Source organism: Verrucomicrobium sp. BvORR106 (genome assembly GCF_000739655.1).
Taxonomy (GTDB): Bacteria; Verrucomicrobiota; Verrucomicrobiia; order Verrucomicrobiales; family Verrucomicrobiaceae; genus Verrucomicrobium.
Window position 1 is genome coordinate 1 of record NZ_BATR01000005.1, and the last position, 17,791, is coordinate 17,791.

General features: G+C 61.9%; 17 protein-coding genes. 12 read left to right on the forward strand and 5 right to left on the reverse strand.

What is annotated here, in order from left to right:
* The 8 genes from BV106_RS00735 to BV106_RS00770 form a co-directional block, all read left to right on the forward strand.
* A partial coding sequence (locus tag BV106_RS00735; RefSeq protein WP_051944627.1) for a shikimate kinase occupies positions 1-516 on the forward strand: 516 nt, incomplete at its 5' end.
* Between the two features lie 120 nt (positions 517-636).
* On the forward strand, positions 637-1,668 hold the full coding sequence (gene queG, locus BV106_RS00740) for a tRNA epoxyqueuosine(34) reductase QueG (RefSeq protein WP_038158946.1): 1,032 nt from the start codon (positions 637-639) through the stop codon (positions 1,666-1,668).
* 89 nt (positions 1,669-1,757) lie between these two features.
* On the forward strand, positions 1,758-2,180 hold the full coding sequence (locus BV106_RS00745; RefSeq protein ID WP_265595193.1) for a hypothetical protein: 423 nt from the start codon (positions 1,758-1,760) through the stop codon (positions 2,178-2,180).
* Between the two features lie 918 nt (positions 2,181-3,098).
* Positions 3,099-3,803, forward strand: a complete 705-nt coding sequence (locus BV106_RS34845) for a PIN domain-containing protein (protein WP_051944630.1) — start codon at positions 3,099-3,101, stop codon at positions 3,801-3,803.
* A gap of 78 nt (positions 3,804-3,881) precedes the next feature.
* Positions 3,882-4,868 carry a PmoA family protein gene (locus BV106_RS00755; protein WP_051944633.1) on the forward strand — a complete coding sequence of 329 codons (987 nt, stop codon included), beginning with the start codon at positions 3,882-3,884 and terminating at the stop codon, positions 4,866-4,868.
* Between the two features lie 78 nt (positions 4,869-4,946).
* The gene (locus BV106_RS00760; protein ID WP_038158952.1) at positions 4,947-7,064 is read left to right on the forward strand and encodes a serine/threonine-protein kinase; all 2,118 of its coding nucleotides are present in this window, start codon (positions 4,947-4,949) and stop codon (positions 7,062-7,064) included.
* A gap of 131 nt (positions 7,065-7,195) precedes the next feature.
* Positions 7,196-7,921, forward strand: coding sequence for a uracil-DNA glycosylase family protein (locus BV106_RS00765; protein WP_038158955.1), 726 nt, complete (start codon positions 7,196-7,198; stop codon positions 7,919-7,921).
* A 104-nt stretch (positions 7,922-8,025) separates the two neighbouring features.
* Entirely contained in the window at positions 8,026-8,844 is an 819-nt protein-coding gene (locus tag BV106_RS00770) for a hypothetical protein (protein ID WP_038158958.1), read from the forward strand.
* Between the two features lie 34 nt (positions 8,845-8,878).
* Here BV106_RS00770 and BV106_RS00775 read toward each other — a convergent pair whose 3' ends face one another.
* The 3 genes from BV106_RS00775 to BV106_RS00785 are packed head-to-tail and all read right to left on the reverse strand — an operon-like array spanning position 8,879 to position 11,666.
* Positions 8,879-9,553: a phytanoyl-CoA dioxygenase family protein gene (locus BV106_RS00775; RefSeq protein WP_038158960.1), complete on the reverse strand. Its 675-nt coding sequence runs from the start codon at positions 9,551-9,553 to the stop codon at positions 8,879-8,881.
* Positions 9,554-9,568: 15 nt separating this feature from the next.
* The gene (locus tag BV106_RS00780; RefSeq protein ID WP_051944636.1) at positions 9,569-10,990 is read right to left on the reverse strand and encodes an efflux transporter outer membrane subunit; all 1,422 of its coding nucleotides are present in this window, start codon (positions 10,988-10,990) and stop codon (positions 9,569-9,571) included.
* Between the two features lie 43 nt (positions 10,991-11,033).
* Entirely contained in the window at positions 11,034-11,666 is a 633-nt protein-coding gene (locus BV106_RS00785) for a hypothetical protein (RefSeq protein WP_038158964.1), read from the reverse strand.
* 140 nt (positions 11,667-11,806) lie between these two features.
* Here BV106_RS00785 and BV106_RS00790 point away from each other — a divergent pair, with 140 nt between their 5' ends.
* Positions 11,807-12,283, forward strand: coding sequence for a hypothetical protein (locus tag BV106_RS00790; RefSeq protein ID WP_038158966.1), 477 nt, complete (start codon positions 11,807-11,809; stop codon positions 12,281-12,283).
* Positions 12,284-12,468: 185 nt separating this feature from the next.
* Positions 12,469-12,957: an RNA-binding protein gene (locus BV106_RS00795; protein WP_038158969.1), complete on the forward strand. Its 489-nt coding sequence runs from the start codon at positions 12,469-12,471 to the stop codon at positions 12,955-12,957.
* Positions 12,958-13,949: 992 nt separating this feature from the next.
* On the opposite strand, the gene BV106_RS00800 is transcribed toward BV106_RS00795, so the two are convergent.
* Positions 13,950-15,122 carry a serine hydrolase domain-containing protein gene (locus BV106_RS00800; protein WP_051944642.1) on the reverse strand — a complete coding sequence of 391 codons (1,173 nt, stop codon included), beginning with the start codon at positions 15,120-15,122 and terminating at the stop codon, positions 13,950-13,952.
* Between the two features lie 3 nt (positions 15,123-15,125).
* Complete coding sequence (locus BV106_RS00805) at positions 15,126-15,596, reverse strand: hypothetical protein (RefSeq protein ID WP_038158971.1); 471 nt, start codon at positions 15,594-15,596, stop codon at positions 15,126-15,128.
* 78 nt (positions 15,597-15,674) lie between these two features.
* On the opposite strand from BV106_RS00805, the gene BV106_RS34850 reads away from it, so the two are divergent.
* Positions 15,675-16,631: a sugar phosphate nucleotidyltransferase gene (locus BV106_RS34850; RefSeq protein WP_051944645.1), complete on the forward strand. Its 957-nt coding sequence runs from the start codon at positions 15,675-15,677 to the stop codon at positions 16,629-16,631.
* Between the two features lie 73 nt (positions 16,632-16,704).
* A complete protein-coding gene (locus tag BV106_RS00815; RefSeq protein ID WP_051944648.1) occupies positions 16,705-17,697 on the forward strand; it encodes a phosphotransferase in 993 nt (330 codons plus the stop codon).
* The last annotated feature ends 94 nt before the right edge of the window (positions 17,698-17,791 follow it).

Here is a 17,791-nt window from a genome sequence, read left to right on the forward strand (position 1 = left end):
CGCAACATCATCATCGTGGGCCTCATGGGTTCAGGGAAATCAACCGTGGGCCGCATGGCCGCCCACAGTCTCGGGTTTGGGTTTGTCGACACGGACCAGATCATCATCGAAAAGGCCCGCAAGACCATCCCCGACATCTTCGCCGCGGAAGGCGAGGCGGGTTTCCGCCAGCGTGAGACGGAGGCGCTCAAGTCCCTCCTGGGCAAAGAAGGGCTCGTCATCGCCACTGGCGGTGGCATCGTCACCCAGCCGGCCAATCTGCCCATCCTCAAGCAGCTGGGCTATGTCGTCTGGCTGAATGCGGACCCCAACACGCTCTACCAGCGCACCGTGCACAGCAACGACCGCCCCCTGCTGCGCAATCACGATCCCGCCGCCACCCTGCGCCACCTGTACGAGACCCGGCGGCCCATGTACCAGAAGGCCAGTGATCTTCAGATCGGCACCGACGACCTGACCGCCCAGGACGTGGCCTATGGTCTGGCGGAGAGTGTGCGCGTGTACTTCAGGGAGTGATCTGCTATAAGGTAAGTCAAAGGTAACGAATTGCCCTTCCCATGGGAACAAGGCGACCCGCTGCACGGCCTCCACCCGTTCACTTTTTACTTTTCACTTCTTACTTTTTACTTCCTGCCCATGCCCCCTGCCGTTCTCAAGTCAGAACTTCAGGAGCTGTCCCGCGAGCTCGGCTTCTCGGATTGCCGGGTTGCCCTTGCCCTGCCAGCGACGCATCGGGAACTGTATGAGCAGTGGGTGGCCGATGGCAAGTATGGCGACATGGCCTGGATGGCCCGCAATGTGGAGCGGCGCATGGATCCCCGTCTGGTGCTCCCCGGCGCGAAGTCCATCGTCGTCTTTGCGCTGAACTACTTCCAGGGTCCCGGCCCCCAGCCTGGCCAGTTGGAGGGCCGGATTGCGCGCTACGCGTGGAACAACGACTATCACGACCTCATCGACAAGATGCTCAAGGCCGTGAACAGCTTCATGGAAAGCCGCGGCGGCACCCAGCGCTTCTACGTGGACACTGGCCCGGTATTGGAACGCGACTTTGCCAGTGAGTCAGGACTCGGCTGGGGCGGGAAGAGCACCATGCAGATCCACCGCTCCCTCGGCACCTGGTTCTTCCTGGCCGAGATCCTCACCACCTTGGAGCTGGAGCCAGACTCCCCGGCTCACGATCTCTGTGGCAAGTGCACCCGCTGCATCACCGCCTGCCCCACCCAGGCCATCACCGCCCCACGGCGCATGGACGCCCGCCGGTGCATCTCCTACCTCACGATCGAGAGCAAGAGCCCCATCCCCATCGAGTTCCGCCGCGCCATCGGCGACCGCCTCTACGGCTGCGACGAGTGCCTCACCGCATGCCCGTGGAATCGCTTCGCCCAGACCTCCCACGAAGCCTGGTTCCAGGCCCGCGAGTCCGTGTTCAACCTGCGCCTCCGCGACTTCCTCGCCCTCGATGACGACGCCTTCCGCGCCCTCTTCGCCAAGTCCCCCATCAAGCGCATCAAGCGCCCCGCCTTCCTCCGCAACGTCTGCGTGGTTTTAGGAAACATTGGCACCGCCGAAGACCTCCCTGCGCTGGAGATTGCCGCAGCCGATGAGCACCCGCTGATCTCTGAACATGCACAATGGGCGCTGGAGGAGATCCGGGGGAGGCTGGCTTAAGATATTTCGCCAATCCCGGCCCACCTCGGTAAACGACATCTTCCCAACTCACAGAAAGGATGCTCCAGATGAGAATTGCCCTGGCAATCATGTTCCTCGTCCCCTTCGCATTCATCCCTTGCGAAGCCCAGCATAAGCCGGAGGCGAAGTATACTTTGGAGAAGATGCTGGATGCCCCCAAATTCACCCCCATTCAAATCAGGGAGGGTTCCTTCACAGAGACATGGTTCACACTTTATGTGAACATGAGAGATGAGATTACATCGAAAAGTGATGTCGCTGGTTTTTTGCAGATTGCATCCGAACTTCGATTCCTGAGCTCGACCAACCGGGATGGACAAAAGAAGATGCCAGAGAAGGATGGTTCAGCCCGCTCCATCTTCCAAACCTTCGCCAACCAGTGGGAAGTCCTCATCCTGATTGATGGCAACACGGTCTACATCGTCGATGAAGGGGACGAAAAGAGATTCAAACACAGCGTCGCCATTCGAAGGGAAATTGAGCGGAAGTAGCTGTCGCGTATCCAGACTGACGGGAGATTGATGTCTGAAACTGACCCGTATTGATGAGCACCGGGCAGACATCGCCTGCGGGGGACTACATATCCCTTATCGGAGCAGTGCGTTTTGGAAGTGGAATACGCCAGCGTCCTGCACGTGGAGGACCCAAGCCTGTCGAAGCTTGGTGATACGGCGAGGGGGCGAAGCTTGCAGACGCTTCAGTGAGTGCCTGCCAAGGAATCTATGTCGTGAAGCACAGACTGACAGGCCTCAAAATGGCCTGTGCTTGGGGAGCTCGGGGAGCGCACGCATCCTGCGTGCTGTTTGCGGCATCTTGCCGCGAACGTCAGTCAGCTTGTGGCATCGGGAGGGGCTACCCAACATTCATGCAACATCACATTCGAGCGACATGGAGGTGTTGAAGGTGGTGGGAGGAAAAGCGCATGCTGTCGGCCTTCCCACCTGAGTAGCATCTTCGGATGGCACCCAACGTAGACTCGCTGGAAGCTCGTCAACGTTGGGCTTGTAGCCTCATCCTCTTCGAGGAAGAGCTTCGACTGAGGACGTGGGAACCGACTCTGGCTCAGCCCTCGGTAAGTCCCCTCAGAGGATTTGGGCCTGAAAGGCCCAGAGAGCCCAGCCCAGGGGCAAAGGCCACGAAGTGGACGGAGACCCTGGGTACCTCCAACGAGGATGATCAGGTGGGAAGGCCGACAGCATCCGCTATCGGCCCATTTTCATCAACACCTCCACGTCGGTGGGAACTGATGTCATGCGCTGACTGACGTTTGCGGCAAGATGCCGCAAACAGCACGCAGGAATGCGTGCACTCCCCGAGCTTCCCAGGCACAGGCCACTCTGAGAAACGGGGCACAACAAGGCATTGGCACTTCTTGTTCGACCAGTAGATTCAGGATCCCTGCCCTACCCATGATCGCCACCTTCATCCTGGTTGACTACAACAACGCCCCGCCTGCCCGAATTTCCGAGTTGGCGAAGTCCCAGCACAAGGTTCTTGTCTTCCTGGGACACAATCAAGACACCGTATCTCTGGAACTGGCAACCGCCCTCCAGGTGCTTGGGAAGAATGGCGAATATGTCCAAGCCCCGGGGGATGGGCCGCAGGCCCTCGATCTCCACATCGCGTACTACATGGGCAAGATCGCGTGCGACAATCCCCATGCCTGCATCCATGTCGTCTCCAATAACCCGCGGTTCGATCCCTTGATCCAACACCTCAGGAAGACTCATCAAGCTGCCGTATCTCGCAGCGACAGTCTGGATGCCGTGATCTCTGCACAAACTCTTGTCCCACTCCCGCTCGAACAGTTCCTCGCAACCGTCGAGAATTGGTTGAGCAGTCCATCTTATCACGGCCCCCGCACCCTGCCCAAGCTGCACAACGGTCTGAAGTCCTTTCTGCCCAAGTCCGTCACCAAAGCAGAACGTCAGCTCATTATCACAGCACTGCGAGAGCGGGGGCACTATGTCATTGAGGGAAACAAACTCTTGTGGCCCAAGGCCGCAACCTTCCCCGTCAAGCGTCCCATCACGCCATCCAGACAGGAACGGCACGAAGAACCGCAAGCCCCCAAAACAGGGCAGAGCTGGGATGACGACGATATTCCGTTTTGACAGCCCCCTTGGAGACAGTTGCAGGATTAACCACCCCGCCGCTGAAAAGTCCCCGCCCACCTCGCGTATGTCTGCCTCATGCGTGCACCTCATCTTTTCTGGCTCGTCGCCCTCGCCGCCAGCCTTCCTGTGCCAGGCTTTGCCCAAGAGCCCTCCCCGCTCCCCGACGCCAAGCCCATCCCGCTGGTACAGGTGACACCCCTGCCGGACTATCAGGCGTCGTTCACGTATCGTGGTCATGAACTGACCCGGTTCCGGTTTGATCCGGCTGCAAAACGCCCCTTCTGGTATCCCGCGCAAACTTCCCTGGCCCCTTCGGTGATCCGCATGGGGCATCCGCATGACCCCATCAGCCACCGTCACCACTACGGCATCTGGATGACGCACAATATCGTCAGCGGCATCAACTTCTGGGATGACGAGCACGGCAAAGGCAAGGGCAGCATTCAGCACCAAAAGGTCCTGGGTTACTGGGATGGCGATGAATCCGCCATGATGATGACCCTGAACCACTGGGTGAGCGAGGAGGGCGGAAAGGTCCTGCTCATTGAAAAACGCCACATGGAAGTCCGCCCGGTGCCGGATGCGAGTTCCTGGCTGCTCATTGTGGACAGTGAATTCCTCGCTCCCAAAGGGCAAACCACCACCTTTGAAGGCAGCGGCTTCGGCCTCATGAGTGCCCGGATGGCCAAGTCCATTGGCGTGCATGACGGCGGCGGCCGCATTCTTAACTCGGAAGGGCAGGTGAATGAGGAGCAGGTTTTCCGCAAACCCGCGCGCTGGTGCGACTACAGCGGGCGACTTACCGCTGAGGGATTCGCGGGCATCACCCTCCTCAATCATCCCGGCAATCCGAATCATCCAACCGCCTACCACGTGAGGAACGATGGTTGGATGTGCAACGCCCTGTCCCTTGAAAAGCCCGTCGCAGTAGGAGATGCCTCTCCGCTGCACGTGCGGCATGGACTGTGGGTCCATGAGGGCGTGCCCGATCAGCGTCGCTGTGAGTCCGTTTGGGCCGACTTTGTCAAAATGTCGCTCCCGGATATGAACAAGAAGCCCTAAACCTTTGAGATTGCTTGATTCGCGCTTGGCAAGATGGACGTGCCACGGGTAGAGTTTTTCTTGATTTGATCCAATAGAATGGCTGGACGGTATAAATTCCTCGAAGAGCTCGGCAAAGGCGGGGCGGGTGCGGTGTTCAAAGCGTATGACACCCAGCTCGATCGCTATGTCGCCATCAAACGTCTTTTCACCAAGGCGGAGATGGAGCAATCAGACGCCCAATCCGGCGGTCTGCGCAAGGAAGCGGGATCTCTCGCCACGCTCCAGCACCCCAACATCGTCTCCATCTACGACCTCAGCAGCGATGACGAGGGGTTCTTCATGGTCATGGAGCTCGTGGAAGGCGAGACCCTGGCCGACTGGATCGCCAACGGTCCGATGAACCTGGGCGATTTCCAGGAACTGGCGTCCCAGACCATGGAAGCCGTACTGGCCGCCCACAGCCTCAGCCTGCTGCACCGGGACCTCAAGCCTGAGAACATCAAGGTGCAGCGCCTGCCCGGCGGACGCATCCAGATCAAGGTGCTGGACTTCGGCCTGGCACGCCTTTCATACGGGGCCAAGAAGATGACGGAGGACCAGATGGGCAACATCATGGGCTCCATCTACTACATGGCTCCCGAGCAGTTCCTGCGCAAGCCGCTGGACGGGCGCGCCGATCTGTACGCCCTGGGTTGCGTGTATTACCAGGCCCTTTGCGGCCACCGACCGTACACCGATGCCACCGTGCAGGGCATCATGAACATGCACCTGGAGCACCGGGTGCACCCCCTGAAAACGCTGGCTCCAAGGCTGCCCGACCAGATCTGTGACTGGGTGATGTGGTTGATCAACCTCGAACCCAACGACCGGCCGGCCAATGCCTCAGACGCCCTCAGAACGTTGAGAGAGCTAGCCTCCGCCGGATGGTTCAGTGAAACACCTGTTGCCGTGGCGGAGGCCATTCCCATGGCCGTGCCAGTCGGCGGCGGGGGTGTCACCGGCCCGCTGCGCGGCTCCACCACGCAGAGCATGGCGCGCCCGCCCACCGGCAGCGTCTCCCAGCGGCTCACCGCGAACGTGCCTAAGCGCACCACCGGCCTGCAACCCCGCCGTCCCGGCGTGAATCCTCCCGGTCCCGGGGCCCCGGGTTCGCTGTCCAACGCCTCCACCATCGTCGCCCGCAAGCCCAAGGCGGATGACGAGGATGCAGGCAGCGGCGTGCCGAAATGGGTGTACCCGCTCGCTGGTCTCGCTGTCATCGGTCTCATCTGGGGCGTTTGGCCCAAAGGCAAATCCGAGAATCCGGCCAAAACACCGCCCAAGGCCCAAGCTGGCGGCACCGTCAGCACCCCTGCCGCTCCGGCACCCGCAGCTCCCCTGCCCTCCCGCCCGGCTGATTTCATCGCTCCGGGCTGCATTCTCCAATATCGCGCTGGGGAAAAGATGGAAGCCATCGGTGCCCCGGGGAAACCGGCAACCGTGAACGCCCAGATCAAATCTTGGGGTGACCTCCAGACCCTCAGTGGCGAAGGCCCCTTGGAGACCTTTGACGGTCAGGCAGCCTATGCCCCCACCTTGATCTTCGAAAAGCCCACGGGGCTGAAGGGCGGCGTGAACGCGCTGCGCTTTGCCACTGGACAGGGCATGGTGCACACCATGGCCAAGGGGACGACCAACAGCCGCGGCTACCCCTTTGGTGAAGATACCGCCAACAAGGGCGTCACCGTCATCATGCTGTTGCGGCCCTCCATCATCGGCAAGGAGATCCGGTGCTTCCGCCTCCGCACGGAGGACAACAAGAACTACATCAACGTCCGCGCCTACCAGAACGGCGATTGGCGCCTGGGGATTCGCGCTGGCAACACCAGCCGCGAGGCCAAGGTGACCAAGAGCAACACCAAGCAGTACAGCCTGGTCGGCGTCACATGGGATATCGTTATCGGCAAGGCCGTCATCAATGTCCGCCTGGCTGACGGAACCAAGTACCGGGCGGAAGTGGACACGCCCAAAGAATCGGTGAGCGTCTTCAACGACCTGCGGATCGGTGACTTCACCACCGATCAATCCAATCCCGTCGCGCCGGAAGACAAATTCTCAGGAGACGTCATTGAGCTGGCGGTCTGGCCCTTTGCCATGGGTTCGGAGGACCGCACAGCCCAAGAGATGAAGCTCACGCAGTACTACTTCGAGAACCCCGGCAACCGCTACAATTAAGGAAGGCGCAGGGCGGAATCTCCACGGGTACTCGCCTCATCCCCGGGTAACAGACGACCAAACCGGTCCTGCGGCTCGCGTCTTCAGTCTTGAGTCTTCCCGCTGACTGGGCAGTGTGCCCTACTCTCCCCATGCCCAGCCCTGCCTCCGATCTCATCAAAGCCGCTCGCGACCTCAGCCGCAAACTGGCTCCGCTCAAGTTTGGCGAGCCCGTCACGCACGTGTACAACCCCCTGGAATACGCCGCCGCTCCCCACGAGCAGTACCTCACCCGTTACGGGCGTGCCGGGCAGCAGATCATGTTTCTGGGCATGAATCCCGGGCCTTACGGCATGACTCAGACGGGCGTCCCCTTTGGGGAGATCCCCGCCGTCCGGGACTGGCTGGGTATTTCCAGCCCCGTCGGCAAGCCGCCTGTGGAGAATCCGAAGCGTCCCGTGGTGGGCTTTGACTGCCCGCAGAGCGAGGTCAGCGGGAGGCGTCTCTGGGGTCTCTTCGCCGCCAAATTCGGCACCCCCGATGCCTTCTTTGACCGGCACTTCGTCGCCAACTACTGCCCCCTGGTTTTCATGGAAGAAGGGGGCAAAAATCGCACGCCTGACAAGCTGCCTGCTCCCGAGATGGCCGCGCTCTACGCCGCCTGTGACGAGCATCTCCAGAGGGCGGTGACCGCCCTCCAGCCGGAGTGGGTCATCGGGGTGGGTGGCTTCGCCGAAGGCCGCGCCCTCCTGCTGAAAGCAAAGTTTCCTGACCTCAAGATCGGACGCGTCCTGCACCCCAGCCCCGCCAGTCCCGCCGCCAACAAAGACTGGGCAGGGAATGTGACGAAGACTATGGAAAACCTGGGATTATGGTAACTCAGTGTACACCATTTGGTACACAAAAGCTTATTTTCCAGGGTTGCCAATCAACTCTTCTCCGACCATCATGAGCGGAGCGCGCGGACGCTCTTGCTCTTCTCATGTCACTCACTCAACTCGACATCCTTATCGACCGTCTCAAGGATGCCCAGTATGCTCATCTTTTACTCGAGCCGATCCCCCTTTTTGGCATCTTCTTTGGTTTGATTTTTTTCGCCGTGGGGTTGTGGGGGAAAGAGGATAAAACCCGCGTGATCGCGTTGCTCATCATCGTGGGCGCTTGTGCCACGGTCATTCCTTACACCACCTACCGTGAACGCGCCCAGCCCCGGGTGCTGGAGGTGATGCCCCTGAAGAAAGCCATCAAGGACCAGAGCGCCCTTCGGCGGAGTGCACACTGGGTCTATCTCACCGTGGGCGTCACGGCACTGACGGCGCTCATCATGACCGGCAGCGTGGGCCAGCTCGCTGAATACGGCGTGCTCGTGACCGGGATGGGGGCCCTGATCTTCAGCGTGTGGCTGCACATGAAGGAGGCGGAAATCTTCCACCCGAACATCCGGGGAGCACCGCCCAAGGTCATCCCCGCCACCCCAGGGACCTCCACACTGCCTGCCATGAGGCTGGCCGCTCCCAAGTCTTCCCCGAGAATGGCCACCCCGCCGCAGATCACGCAAGCCCCTTCGAGGGCCACCGCCGCGCAGGCTGCTCCGGCCAAACCCCTGCCCGCGCCAACGCAAGCGCAGGTGCAGGCCCAGGCCCGCACAGCACCTACGCCAACTCAGGCCCGACCGGCCACTGCTCCCGCGCAGACCAGGATCCCCCTGGACTCCCCACCGAAGGAAGCCGTCGTCCCCAAGTCCACCTCTGCTTCCGCCACTCCAGTCTCGGCTTCGCCCGTGACGATCCTTCGTCGCTGATCACAGTCCATGGCCCGGCGCACGGCGTCTGCCGCTACTCGGCAGACTCGTACCAAGCCAGACCATCAGGCAGATCAAAACCAGCGTACTCCAGGTGAAGGATGCGGCGGTGACGGTCGGTCATCGATTTCGATGATGCGTGCAGCAGGAGCGGCCGCATCAGCAGGGCATCCCCCGCCTCCATCGCACACAGCACTTCCTCCACTTGGGTCCGGCAGTCTTGAATTTGGTCCGCCGCCAGCCGCCCCAGGGCATGGGTTCCAGGAAGCACTCTCAGCGCTCCGTTGTCTCCATCACACGGATCCAGGTGCAGACGGACCGTGATCACCTGCTCCAGCAGCCCGACGGGCGGCTGGACATGCGGGATGCCGTCCTTCACACTCCAGGGCCCGAACCCGGGGACCTCCCGGCGCTCCCGCACCGCAAAGGTCAGATCCTGGTGCCAGGGCACCAGCCAGTTGGCTCCGGGGGACTTGTCAAAGTAAATGGCTCGAACCAAGCGGGGCGCGCCCTCCATGTACGGATGCAGACAGCCCAGCACCCGGTCCGAGAAAGCCACCTCCCGCACTGCCGGCACCTCCAGCAGCCCCCGTCGTCCCGCTCCAGTCACCGCCCCCAGGGCCAGGGTCAACTCCTGGCACTCCCCAGTGGGGAATACGGCCGGCACACGGGCATATCCCTCGCGCTCGAAACTCGGGTCCGGATACATGATGGATCGATGAAATTAAAATGCACCGCCCAAGGCCAGGTGAAGGTCGGCCCGGTTTCGCAGCCGCTGGGCCTGCACCGCCAGGAGCGCACTCCGGGCATCGAAGGCGCGCTGGCGCGAGTCCAGCACCGTGAGCGCATCACTCAGGCCCCGGCTGTAGCGGCTGATGGCCAGCTCCACCGCCCGGCCCGCCTCGGCCGCCGCCGTGGTCAAAGCCCTCTCCTGCTCCTTGAGGTGTTTCTCAGCCGCCAGGGCCCCTTCCACCTCCTTGAAGGCCTGGAGGGCCTGTCCGGAGTAGGTGGAGAGTATTTCATCGTACTTGGCCCGGGCCTCCTCCACGCCGGCCCGCAGTCTGCCACCCTGGAAGACCTGCTGGGCGACACTGCCCGCCAGGCTCCAGACCACCGCTTCACGCTGGAGCAGCAGGGAAAGTTCATCACTGCTCAGCCCACCGGTGCCGGTGAGGCTGAAGCTTGGCAGAAAGGCCTTCTTTGCCGAGCTTTCTGACCGCAGGGCCGATTCCAGCCGCCTCTCCATCGCCCGCAGATCCGGACGTCGCAGGAGCATCTCCGACGGCAGGCCCGACGGCACTTCTTTCCTCATACCAGGCAGACGCATCAGCCCCGGCTCCTGCCCCGCGGGATAGGCCCCCAGGAGCAGTTCCAGGCTGCGCCGCGCCTCATCCTCCACCCGCTTCTGGGAGGCCAGGGTCGCCTCTGCGCGGGCCAGATCTGCCCGCGCCAGGCTCACATCCAGCGCCACTTGTTCCGTGTCGATCCCCCGGTCGAGTTGTTTCTCCAGAACCCCAAGGTTGATGCGCCGGGTGGCGATGTTCTCCTCTGAAAGCTTAATCTGCGCGTGAGCCTCCGCCAGCGTGATGGCAGACTTCACCGTGGTCGCCGCCAGGGACAACTGCGCGGCATGCAGATCCTCCGTCGCAGCCTCAGCACCCGCCACCGCCGCCCCTCGCTGATCTCGCAAGCGCCCCCAGAGATCCAGCTCCCAGCTGATGTCCACCCCCAGCTCGAAGCGGTTGCTCCGCACCCCTGAGCCCACGAACCGCTGCCCGGAGGCGCTTTGATTGCGCCTCCCGCCAAAGTCCGCGCCAACCTGGGGCCAGAGATCCGCTCCAGCCGCCTTGGCTTGCGCCCGCGCCTGGGTCACGCGGGCCGCGGTCGCTTTCAGATCGTGGTTCCGCTCCAGCGCCACCCCCACCAACCGTTGCAGGCTGGCGTCATCAAAATCTCTTAGCCATCCCGTGGCACTGGAGGAAGAAACACTCGCTGCGGCAGACCACTGGCGCGGCGCTTCTGAGGCGAGAGCCTCCAGATCCTCCTCCTTCCGCTCAGCACCCAGCGGGTCTGACGAGACGCAACCTGCTGCGGTGAGCAGTAGCGCGAATCCGGAGGGCAACAGCAGGCGACAGCGGGAGGCCATGCAAAGCAGAGTCCACAGTTCCAGGAGAACGAGCAGGCACCCTCTAAGGCTTCACCTCACCTGCGGAGGGAGCAACGGGTGCCGGAGTCGGGGCAGGGACAGGCACTGGCCCGGGAGTAGGAGCACGCGCAGGTGCAGGTGCCGCTGTCGGTTCGGCAGGCGTTGCGCCTGGCACTGGCTCATCCGGCTTCACATAGTTGCCTTCGATCCTTTGCACCCAAGTCGCTTCGTAGCCGTCTCCTTTCTTCTGCAGGCGGTACAAGTTGCGCTCAAAGAGCTTTTTGTAAGCCCAGCCTGCCACCACATCCCAGCGGTCAGTTCCAGACGACTTCATGGACGTCAGCTGGATGGTCATGGGGGAAAGACCGCTGCGAGGGTCCACGATGCTCTTGTCCGGGTCGCGCAGGGTCAGCACCTCGCCACTGACGAAGTTCAGACGCAGGTCATCCATGCGTCCCACAAACTTCATGCTCGTGCTGTACAGCCGCTCCCCTTTCACCACGGAGTACACCTTGGGCACCTGGGGATCCAGCGGCGGCAGAGCCTTCAGGAGGTGTCGCACCATCGCCTCCCCTTCCGGGCCTTCCATATCGTCCAGGGACATGGCGCCGGGTTCACCCGACTCGCACCCGAGGAGGGCAAACAGGCTGAACAAGAGGAGAAAACGAGAGATCATCTGGTGCACTATGTGCAATGGTCCCGGGCGATGGTCAACCTCTGGCAACAGCCGGTCGGTGCCTTCTCCCTCCAGTGCCTGTTGACGTTTTTGCAAAATCCCGCAACTTTCCCCCACCTCGTAGGTTTCTACAGGTAGCCATGGAGCCACTTTCGCCCAACGATCCGGTTTTTAAACTGCTTGGTAAAACCAAGTCAGTGGAACCGCGGCCCAACTTCACGCAGAACGTCCTGCGCGCCGTGCGGCAGACGCCTCAGCGCGAGACATGGTGGGAGCGCTGCCAAAGCTGGCTGGCCAATGGATTCGGTGCCCGCAGCACCTGGGCGGGCTCAGGCCTGGCCGTCACCGCAGCGCTGGCCATCTGGCTGGGCGTTCGCGCCCCAGAGGTGGAAACACCCCACAACAGCCCGGCCGCCGTCGCCACCCATTCCACCAAGGCTAGCTCTCCCGACTGGGCGACCTCCTCCCCCACGCTGGAAGAAGAAAACTTCACCGCCGTGGAAGAACCCACCTCCGTGGCTTCCCAGCTGGCCAGCATGGATCAGATGAGCCTTCTCCTGGCCCAGCAGGACACCAGCGCCCTCACAGATAACGAGATCGCGCTCCTGCTTTATTAGCCTCTACCAATTATGAGATTGCCGGACTAGGCCGTCCAAATCGGTTGACTTTCCACGGCGGCGAACGAAATGTCACCGCCGTTTTCATTTTTTTTGGCCACGGCATGGCAGTGCATTCTGGTTTTCGCCATGAATCGAATCACTTAGTGCAAAATACATGGCGGCCCTAGTCAAAGACAAACCAGATGAACCTCTACGTTAGTAATCTTTCGTATAACATGACCGATAATGAGTTGCGCGAATCTTTTGAGCGCTACGGTCTTGTCTCCCACGCCCGAATCATCCTCGATCGTGAGACGGGGCGGTCGCGTGGATTTGCGTTCGTGGAAATGCCAAATGATGAAGAAGCTCGTGCTGCCATCAATGGCCTGAACAACGTTGAATTGGCTGGGCGCCCTCTGAAAGTTGTCGAAGCTCGCCCTCGTGAAGAGCGTCCCTTCTCCCCTCGCCCTGCTGGCGGCGGTGGTGGTGGTGGCGGCGGCTACAGCGGCGGCGGTGGTGGTGGCGGCGGCGGTGGCTACAAAGGTGGCGGCGGCGGCGGTGGCTACAAGGGCGGCGGCGGTGGCGGCGGCTACAAGGGCGGCGGCGGCGGTGGCGGTGGCTATCGCGACAAGGACAAGGGCAACTGGGACCGTGGCAAGCGCGACGGCTTCGGTGGTGGCGACTGGGATTGATTTTCCTGCCTTTACCTACTTTTAAATCTTTCCAGGCCGCAGACGCTCCGTCTGCGGCCTTTCTGTTTTGGAGGAACCGGAGGCTGCCCAACAGACCCACCCAGAGCACGCCCCCCCCTCGCCGACCGCTCCCAAACTTCGCGAAGCGTCTTGGAGTACGGTGGCTCGACACCGTTTTCAGACCGCGACATCGCCTGAACGGTGACACCACATCAGCGAAGTCCAGCATCCCCGCAAAAGCCCGTCCACCAGCCGGACCGAGATCCAAGCCACTTCTCACCCGCCATCCGCTGGCGAAAGCGGCGTCCAGCCGCCAGCACTCCAAGACGCTGCCGCGTTCTTTGAGAATGCCTGGTCAAAGCGACTTCCCAGCACGGACTCGCAAGCCCTTCACCGAGCACATGCCCCTCGTCCACCACTCCCAAGCATCGCGAAGCGTCTTGGAGTACGGTGGCTCGACACCGTTTTCAGACCGCGACATCGCCTGAACGGCGACACCACATCAGCGAAGCCCCGCATCCCCGAAAAAGCCCATCCACCAGCCGGACCGAGATCCAAGCCACTCCACCCGCCATCGCCTGGCGAAAGCGGCGTCAAGCCGCCAGCGCTCCAAGGCGCTGCCGCGCTCTTTGATGATGCCTGGTCAAAGCGACTTCCCACCATGGGCTTGCAAACCCATCATCGAGCACGTCCTCCCTAGCCGACCGCTCCCAAACATCGCGAAGCGTCTTGGAGTACGGTGGCTCGACACCGTTTTCAAACCGCGACATCGCCTGCACAGCGACGCCACACCAGCGAAGCCCAGCATCCTCGCAAAAGCCCGTCCACCAGCCGGACAAAAGCGCCACAACCCAGGGCATTTGGCAGCAGGGAGCGCGTGGCGTCCTCATGGGACGCATGGAACGGACCGGGACAAGAATGTCCCTCCCTCCTTTTACTGAGCGTCGCACCCAGCGCATCCGACAAGGCAACAACTTAAGTCTTGTGTCCCCCTACACCACCCCATCAAGCGCCTGCACAAGATCGAGGCTCTTCGCATTCGGCAGCACACCCAGTTCCATCTGATTCATGACGTAGGCGAACGACAACCGCCTTCCGGGATCGCCAAAAACCAAACTGCCTCCCGCTCCCGGGTGCCCGAAGGCCAGGGGCCCCCGCCCAAACAACTGGCGCAACTTCGTCACCCCATCTTCCGCCACCGGATCGCGCATCACCCCTGGGCCGAACGCCATCAGAGTGCACAGAACCAAGTCCTCCCGCTGGGAGAATGTTTGAGACAACGATTGCACCAGGGATTCACTCACCAGACGACGCCCCTTCCATATGCCCCCTTGGGCCAGCATGGCATAGAACGCCGCGAGCGCCCGGGCGGAGCCCACCCCGCCCATGCTCGGATAGCTGCGCTGAAGCGTCTCCGGCTTGTTCAAATCCTGGACGGCATTCAAACCACTGGGAGAGACGAACGTTCTCTGCGTGAGGGTCCCCTTGGTGGAAAACGCCTTCAGAAACGGCGTGGGAGCCTCGCCCGCCCTGACCCGCCCCGTGTAGAGGGTGGCCACCCGCGAGAGTTCCGTCTCAGGCAGGCCAATCCAAAAGTCGAGCCCCATCGGCTCTCCGATCTTTTCCCGGAAGTAACTGCCCAGCGTGATGCCGCGCGTAGCATGCTGGACGATCTCATCCAGCAGAAATCCGAACGTACGAGCGTGATAGCCCTGCTCCGTGCCCGGACGATAACTCGGCACTTGAGCCTCCAGAGCAGCCACCACCGCAGGGCCATCTTCAATCGGAACCACGCCATCCAGCGCGGAAAGCCCCGCCGTATGGCTGAGGAGTTGTCGGAAAGTGACCTCCCCCTTCCCACCTCCAGCGAAGGCTGGCCAGAGCTCCACCACCCGGTCATCCAGGGAAAGGCCCGCTTCCTCCAGGGCCAGGAGGCAGGTCACCACCGCCACCCCTTTGGTGGCGCTCCACACAGGAACCAAGGTATCCGCCTCCCAGGACCTGGCACCGCTTCGATCCAGCGTGCCGCCGCTGAGATTCAGCACCTCCTCCCCCTCGTGATACACAGAGACGGATGCACCAAGCTCGCCACGCTCCGCAAAGTTCCGCTCAAACAGCGGGCGAAGCGTCTGCTCCAGACGCGCGATGAACTCTTGGTCCGCCATGGCCTACAGCTCGTCCTTGATGTTGACCAGGTCAGGATCCCGTTTGGCGGTCTTCTTCAGGCTGGAATCCATTTCAAACGACTTCTCCAGCATGTTCAGCGCCTCGTCACGATTTCCCAACCGGGCGTGATAGCAGCCGATGTTGTAGAAGTACACCGCCTTGGTCCGCAGCGAAGGAGGCCCCTTGAGCAGGACGTTGAGCGCCCCTTGGGTATTTCCCAGTTCATGGAGGCAGTAGGCCTCGTGAATGAAGCCGCCCGGTTCTTGTGGAGCTTCCTGGCAGAGACGCTGCGCCACGCGCAGAGCGTCCTCCCAGCGGAGCTGCCCCATCAGGCTCAGGGTCAGAATCTCCAGCGCATCCGGCCGCGCCAGATACTCACCGGGAAGATCCTGCAACTCGTGCCACACCGCTTGGAACATGCCCAACTCCAGGTAACCCTGTGCTGCGAGAATGCTCCGTTCGTACCCGTTCATGCCTCAATGTGGATGGGAATTCTCTCCGCCACGTTCCATCCGTTTGCAAGCCCCTGCTTGAGATCGTAGTACGAATGCATGATTCAGGCCTTTGTCTTGGGCGCTGGGCTCGGCACGCGGTTAAAACCGCTGACCAACCAGCTCCCCAAGCCGCTCATCCCCGTTTGCCATCAACCGCTCATCACCCACGCCTTTGATCACCTCAGGCGTGCTGGGGCGCGGGAGTTCATCGTGAACACGCACCATCTGGCCGGGGCCTACACTGAGGCGTTCCCAGACGCACACTACGAAGGGCTGCCCATCACCTTCCGCCACGAACCCATCCTGCTCGAAACCGCAGGCGGCATCGCCAACATCGCGGACCTGATTCGGGAGGAGTCCTTTGTTGTGTATAACGGGGACATCCTGACCGATCTGCCCCTGGCCCCCCTCTGGGAGCACCATCTGAGTTCTGGAAACCTCGTCACCCTCGTGCTCCGCACAGAAGGCCCCGGCCAGCACATCGCACGAGACCCCGCGACCGGTCGACTCACGGACATTCGCAACATGCTCGGCACCGGGCAAAACGGCACCCACCAGTTCACCGGCATCTACGCGGTGCACCCGGCATTCTTGAAGCACCTCACCGCCGGCAAGATCGAGTCCGTCATCCCCATCTTTCTCTCCCTCATCCGTTCGGGTGCCCCCATCGGTAGCGTGGTCGCGGATGAGGGCTCCTGGTGGGATCTGGGCGATCGTACCCAGTACCTGGAGGCGCATCGCGCCATTTTCTCGGAAGGCGGCACTTTCCCGGCTTACGATCCGGAAGCCCGCGCTTCCTGGCACCCAGTGCATCGAGAAGCTCAGGTCCACCCCTCCGCCAGCCTCCGGGGAGTCAATCTGATCTCCCAGCAGGCCCAGGTCGGGGAAAACGCCGTGCTGGAAGACTGCCTGCTCTGGCCGGGTGCCCGGGTTGCCCCCGGGGCCGTGCTCCGGCGCTGCATCGTGCGCCGCGGCATGGAAGCTTCCGGCAATCTGGACGACACCGATGTCTAATCTCTGAAGGCCGGCTCCGGGAGCAGACCGCGCTTGCAATCCGCCCCAGACTGCCGAAAACTCCGCGCCCCTGATGCTCACGGACCCTCAACTTCTCGAACTGACCGCCACCCAACTTCCGGGCTGGCCCAAGGCCGTTCGCCTGGATGCCATCCTCAAAGGCGGGTCCGACCGGCTCTTCTACCGTGTGCATTTCGACCGTCCGGCCGAGTCAGGCGTCATCCTCATGGTGTACACCATGGCGCGCCCGGACAATCCCCGTTTTGTCCCAGCCACGCTTCGCCTGGAGAAGCTGGGCATTCACGTCCCGCGCATCTTTGCCCACGATACCGAGAACCTCTGCGTGTGGCTGGAGGACCTCGGGCATGTGGATCTTCACTCCTTCCGGGAGCAGTCCTGGGAAACCCGGCGCCCTCTCTACGAATCCACGCTGGAAGAAGCGGCCAAACTCCACAACGTGAACGCCGGCGCCCTGAGCGCAGAGGACATCGCGGAAATGGAGTTGTGCTTCGATGACCGCCTCTACGAGTGGGAGCAGAATTATTTCCTCAACCACTATGTGCAAGGCCTGCTGGGCAAGGACCCCGCCAGCGCCAGCCTCGATGAAACCCACGAGGCGCTGAAGACCCTGCGGGACCATCTGGCGAGCCTCCCCCGTGGCCTTGTCCATCGCGATTTCCAGAGCCAGAATGTGCTGATCCGCGAGGGCTCCGCCTGGTTGATCGACTACCAAGGCGTGCGCCCCGGTCTGGCCGAGTATGATCTGGCCTCCCTCCTCCTGGATCCCTACGTGGATCTCGCAGAAAACGAACGAGATGACCTGCTCGCCTGGTATGCCCAGCACACAGGTCGCGATCTGGAAGAACTGCGCCGGACCTACCAGCTCTGCGCAGCCCAACGGCTCATGCAGGCCATCGGGGCCTACGCCAACTTGAGTCGCAATCTGGGTAAACCGCAGTTCGAGCAGCACATCCCTGTGGCTCTGGCCCGCCTGCGTGACATCTGCGACAGCCACCCGCTTCTGGCCCCCGTCGGAGCCCTCACCCGACTCAACGGCACGCACTGACCAGCGGCCTGTTCCGCCCAGAGCATCAACGAAGGAAGGCCACAAAGCCTTTGCTTTGCCACGCCTCATGTGTCCTTGTGAGAGGTCAGCCTCT

Coding starts and splice junctions, on each gene's coding strand:
- queG (WP_038158946.1), top strand. CDS start 637: ATGCCCCCTGCCGTTCTCAAGTCAGAACTTCAGGAGCTGTCCCGCGAG.
- BV106_RS00745 (WP_265595193.1), top strand. CDS start 1,758: ATGTTCCTCGTCCCCTTCGCATTCATCCCTTGCGAAGCCCAGCATAAG.
- BV106_RS34845 (WP_051944630.1), top strand. CDS start 3,099: ATGATCGCCACCTTCATCCTGGTTGACTACAACAACGCCCCGCCTGCC.
- BV106_RS00755 (WP_051944633.1), top strand. CDS start 3,882: ATGCGTGCACCTCATCTTTTCTGGCTCGTCGCCCTCGCCGCCAGCCTT.
- BV106_RS00760 (WP_038158952.1), top strand. CDS start 4,947: ATGGCTGGACGGTATAAATTCCTCGAAGAGCTCGGCAAAGGCGGGGCG.
- BV106_RS00765 (WP_038158955.1), top strand. CDS start 7,196: ATGCCCAGCCCTGCCTCCGATCTCATCAAAGCCGCTCGCGACCTCAGC.
- BV106_RS00770 (WP_038158958.1), top strand. CDS start 8,026: ATGTCACTCACTCAACTCGACATCCTTATCGACCGTCTCAAGGATGCC.
- BV106_RS00775 (WP_038158960.1), bottom strand. CDS start 9,553: ATGTATCCGGACCCGAGTTTCGAGCGCGAGGGATATGCCCGTGTGCCG.
- BV106_RS00780 (WP_051944636.1), bottom strand. CDS start 10,990: ATGGCCTCCCGCTGTCGCCTGCTGTTGCCCTCCGGATTCGCGCTACTG.
- BV106_RS00785 (WP_038158964.1), bottom strand. CDS start 11,666: ATGATCTCTCGTTTTCTCCTCTTGTTCAGCCTGTTTGCCCTCCTCGGG.
- BV106_RS00790 (WP_038158966.1), top strand. CDS start 11,807: ATGGAGCCACTTTCGCCCAACGATCCGGTTTTTAAACTGCTTGGTAAA.
- BV106_RS00795 (WP_038158969.1), top strand. CDS start 12,469: ATGAACCTCTACGTTAGTAATCTTTCGTATAACATGACCGATAATGAG.
- BV106_RS00800 (WP_051944642.1), bottom strand. CDS start 15,122: ATGGCGGACCAAGAGTTCATCGCGCGTCTGGAGCAGACGCTTCGCCCG.
- BV106_RS00805 (WP_038158971.1), bottom strand. CDS start 15,596: ATGAACGGGTACGAACGGAGCATTCTCGCAGCACAGGGTTACCTGGAG.
- BV106_RS34850 (WP_051944645.1), top strand. CDS start 15,675: ATGATTCAGGCCTTTGTCTTGGGCGCTGGGCTCGGCACGCGGTTAAAA.
- BV106_RS00815 (WP_051944648.1), top strand. CDS start 16,705: ATGCTCACGGACCCTCAACTTCTCGAACTGACCGCCACCCAACTTCCG.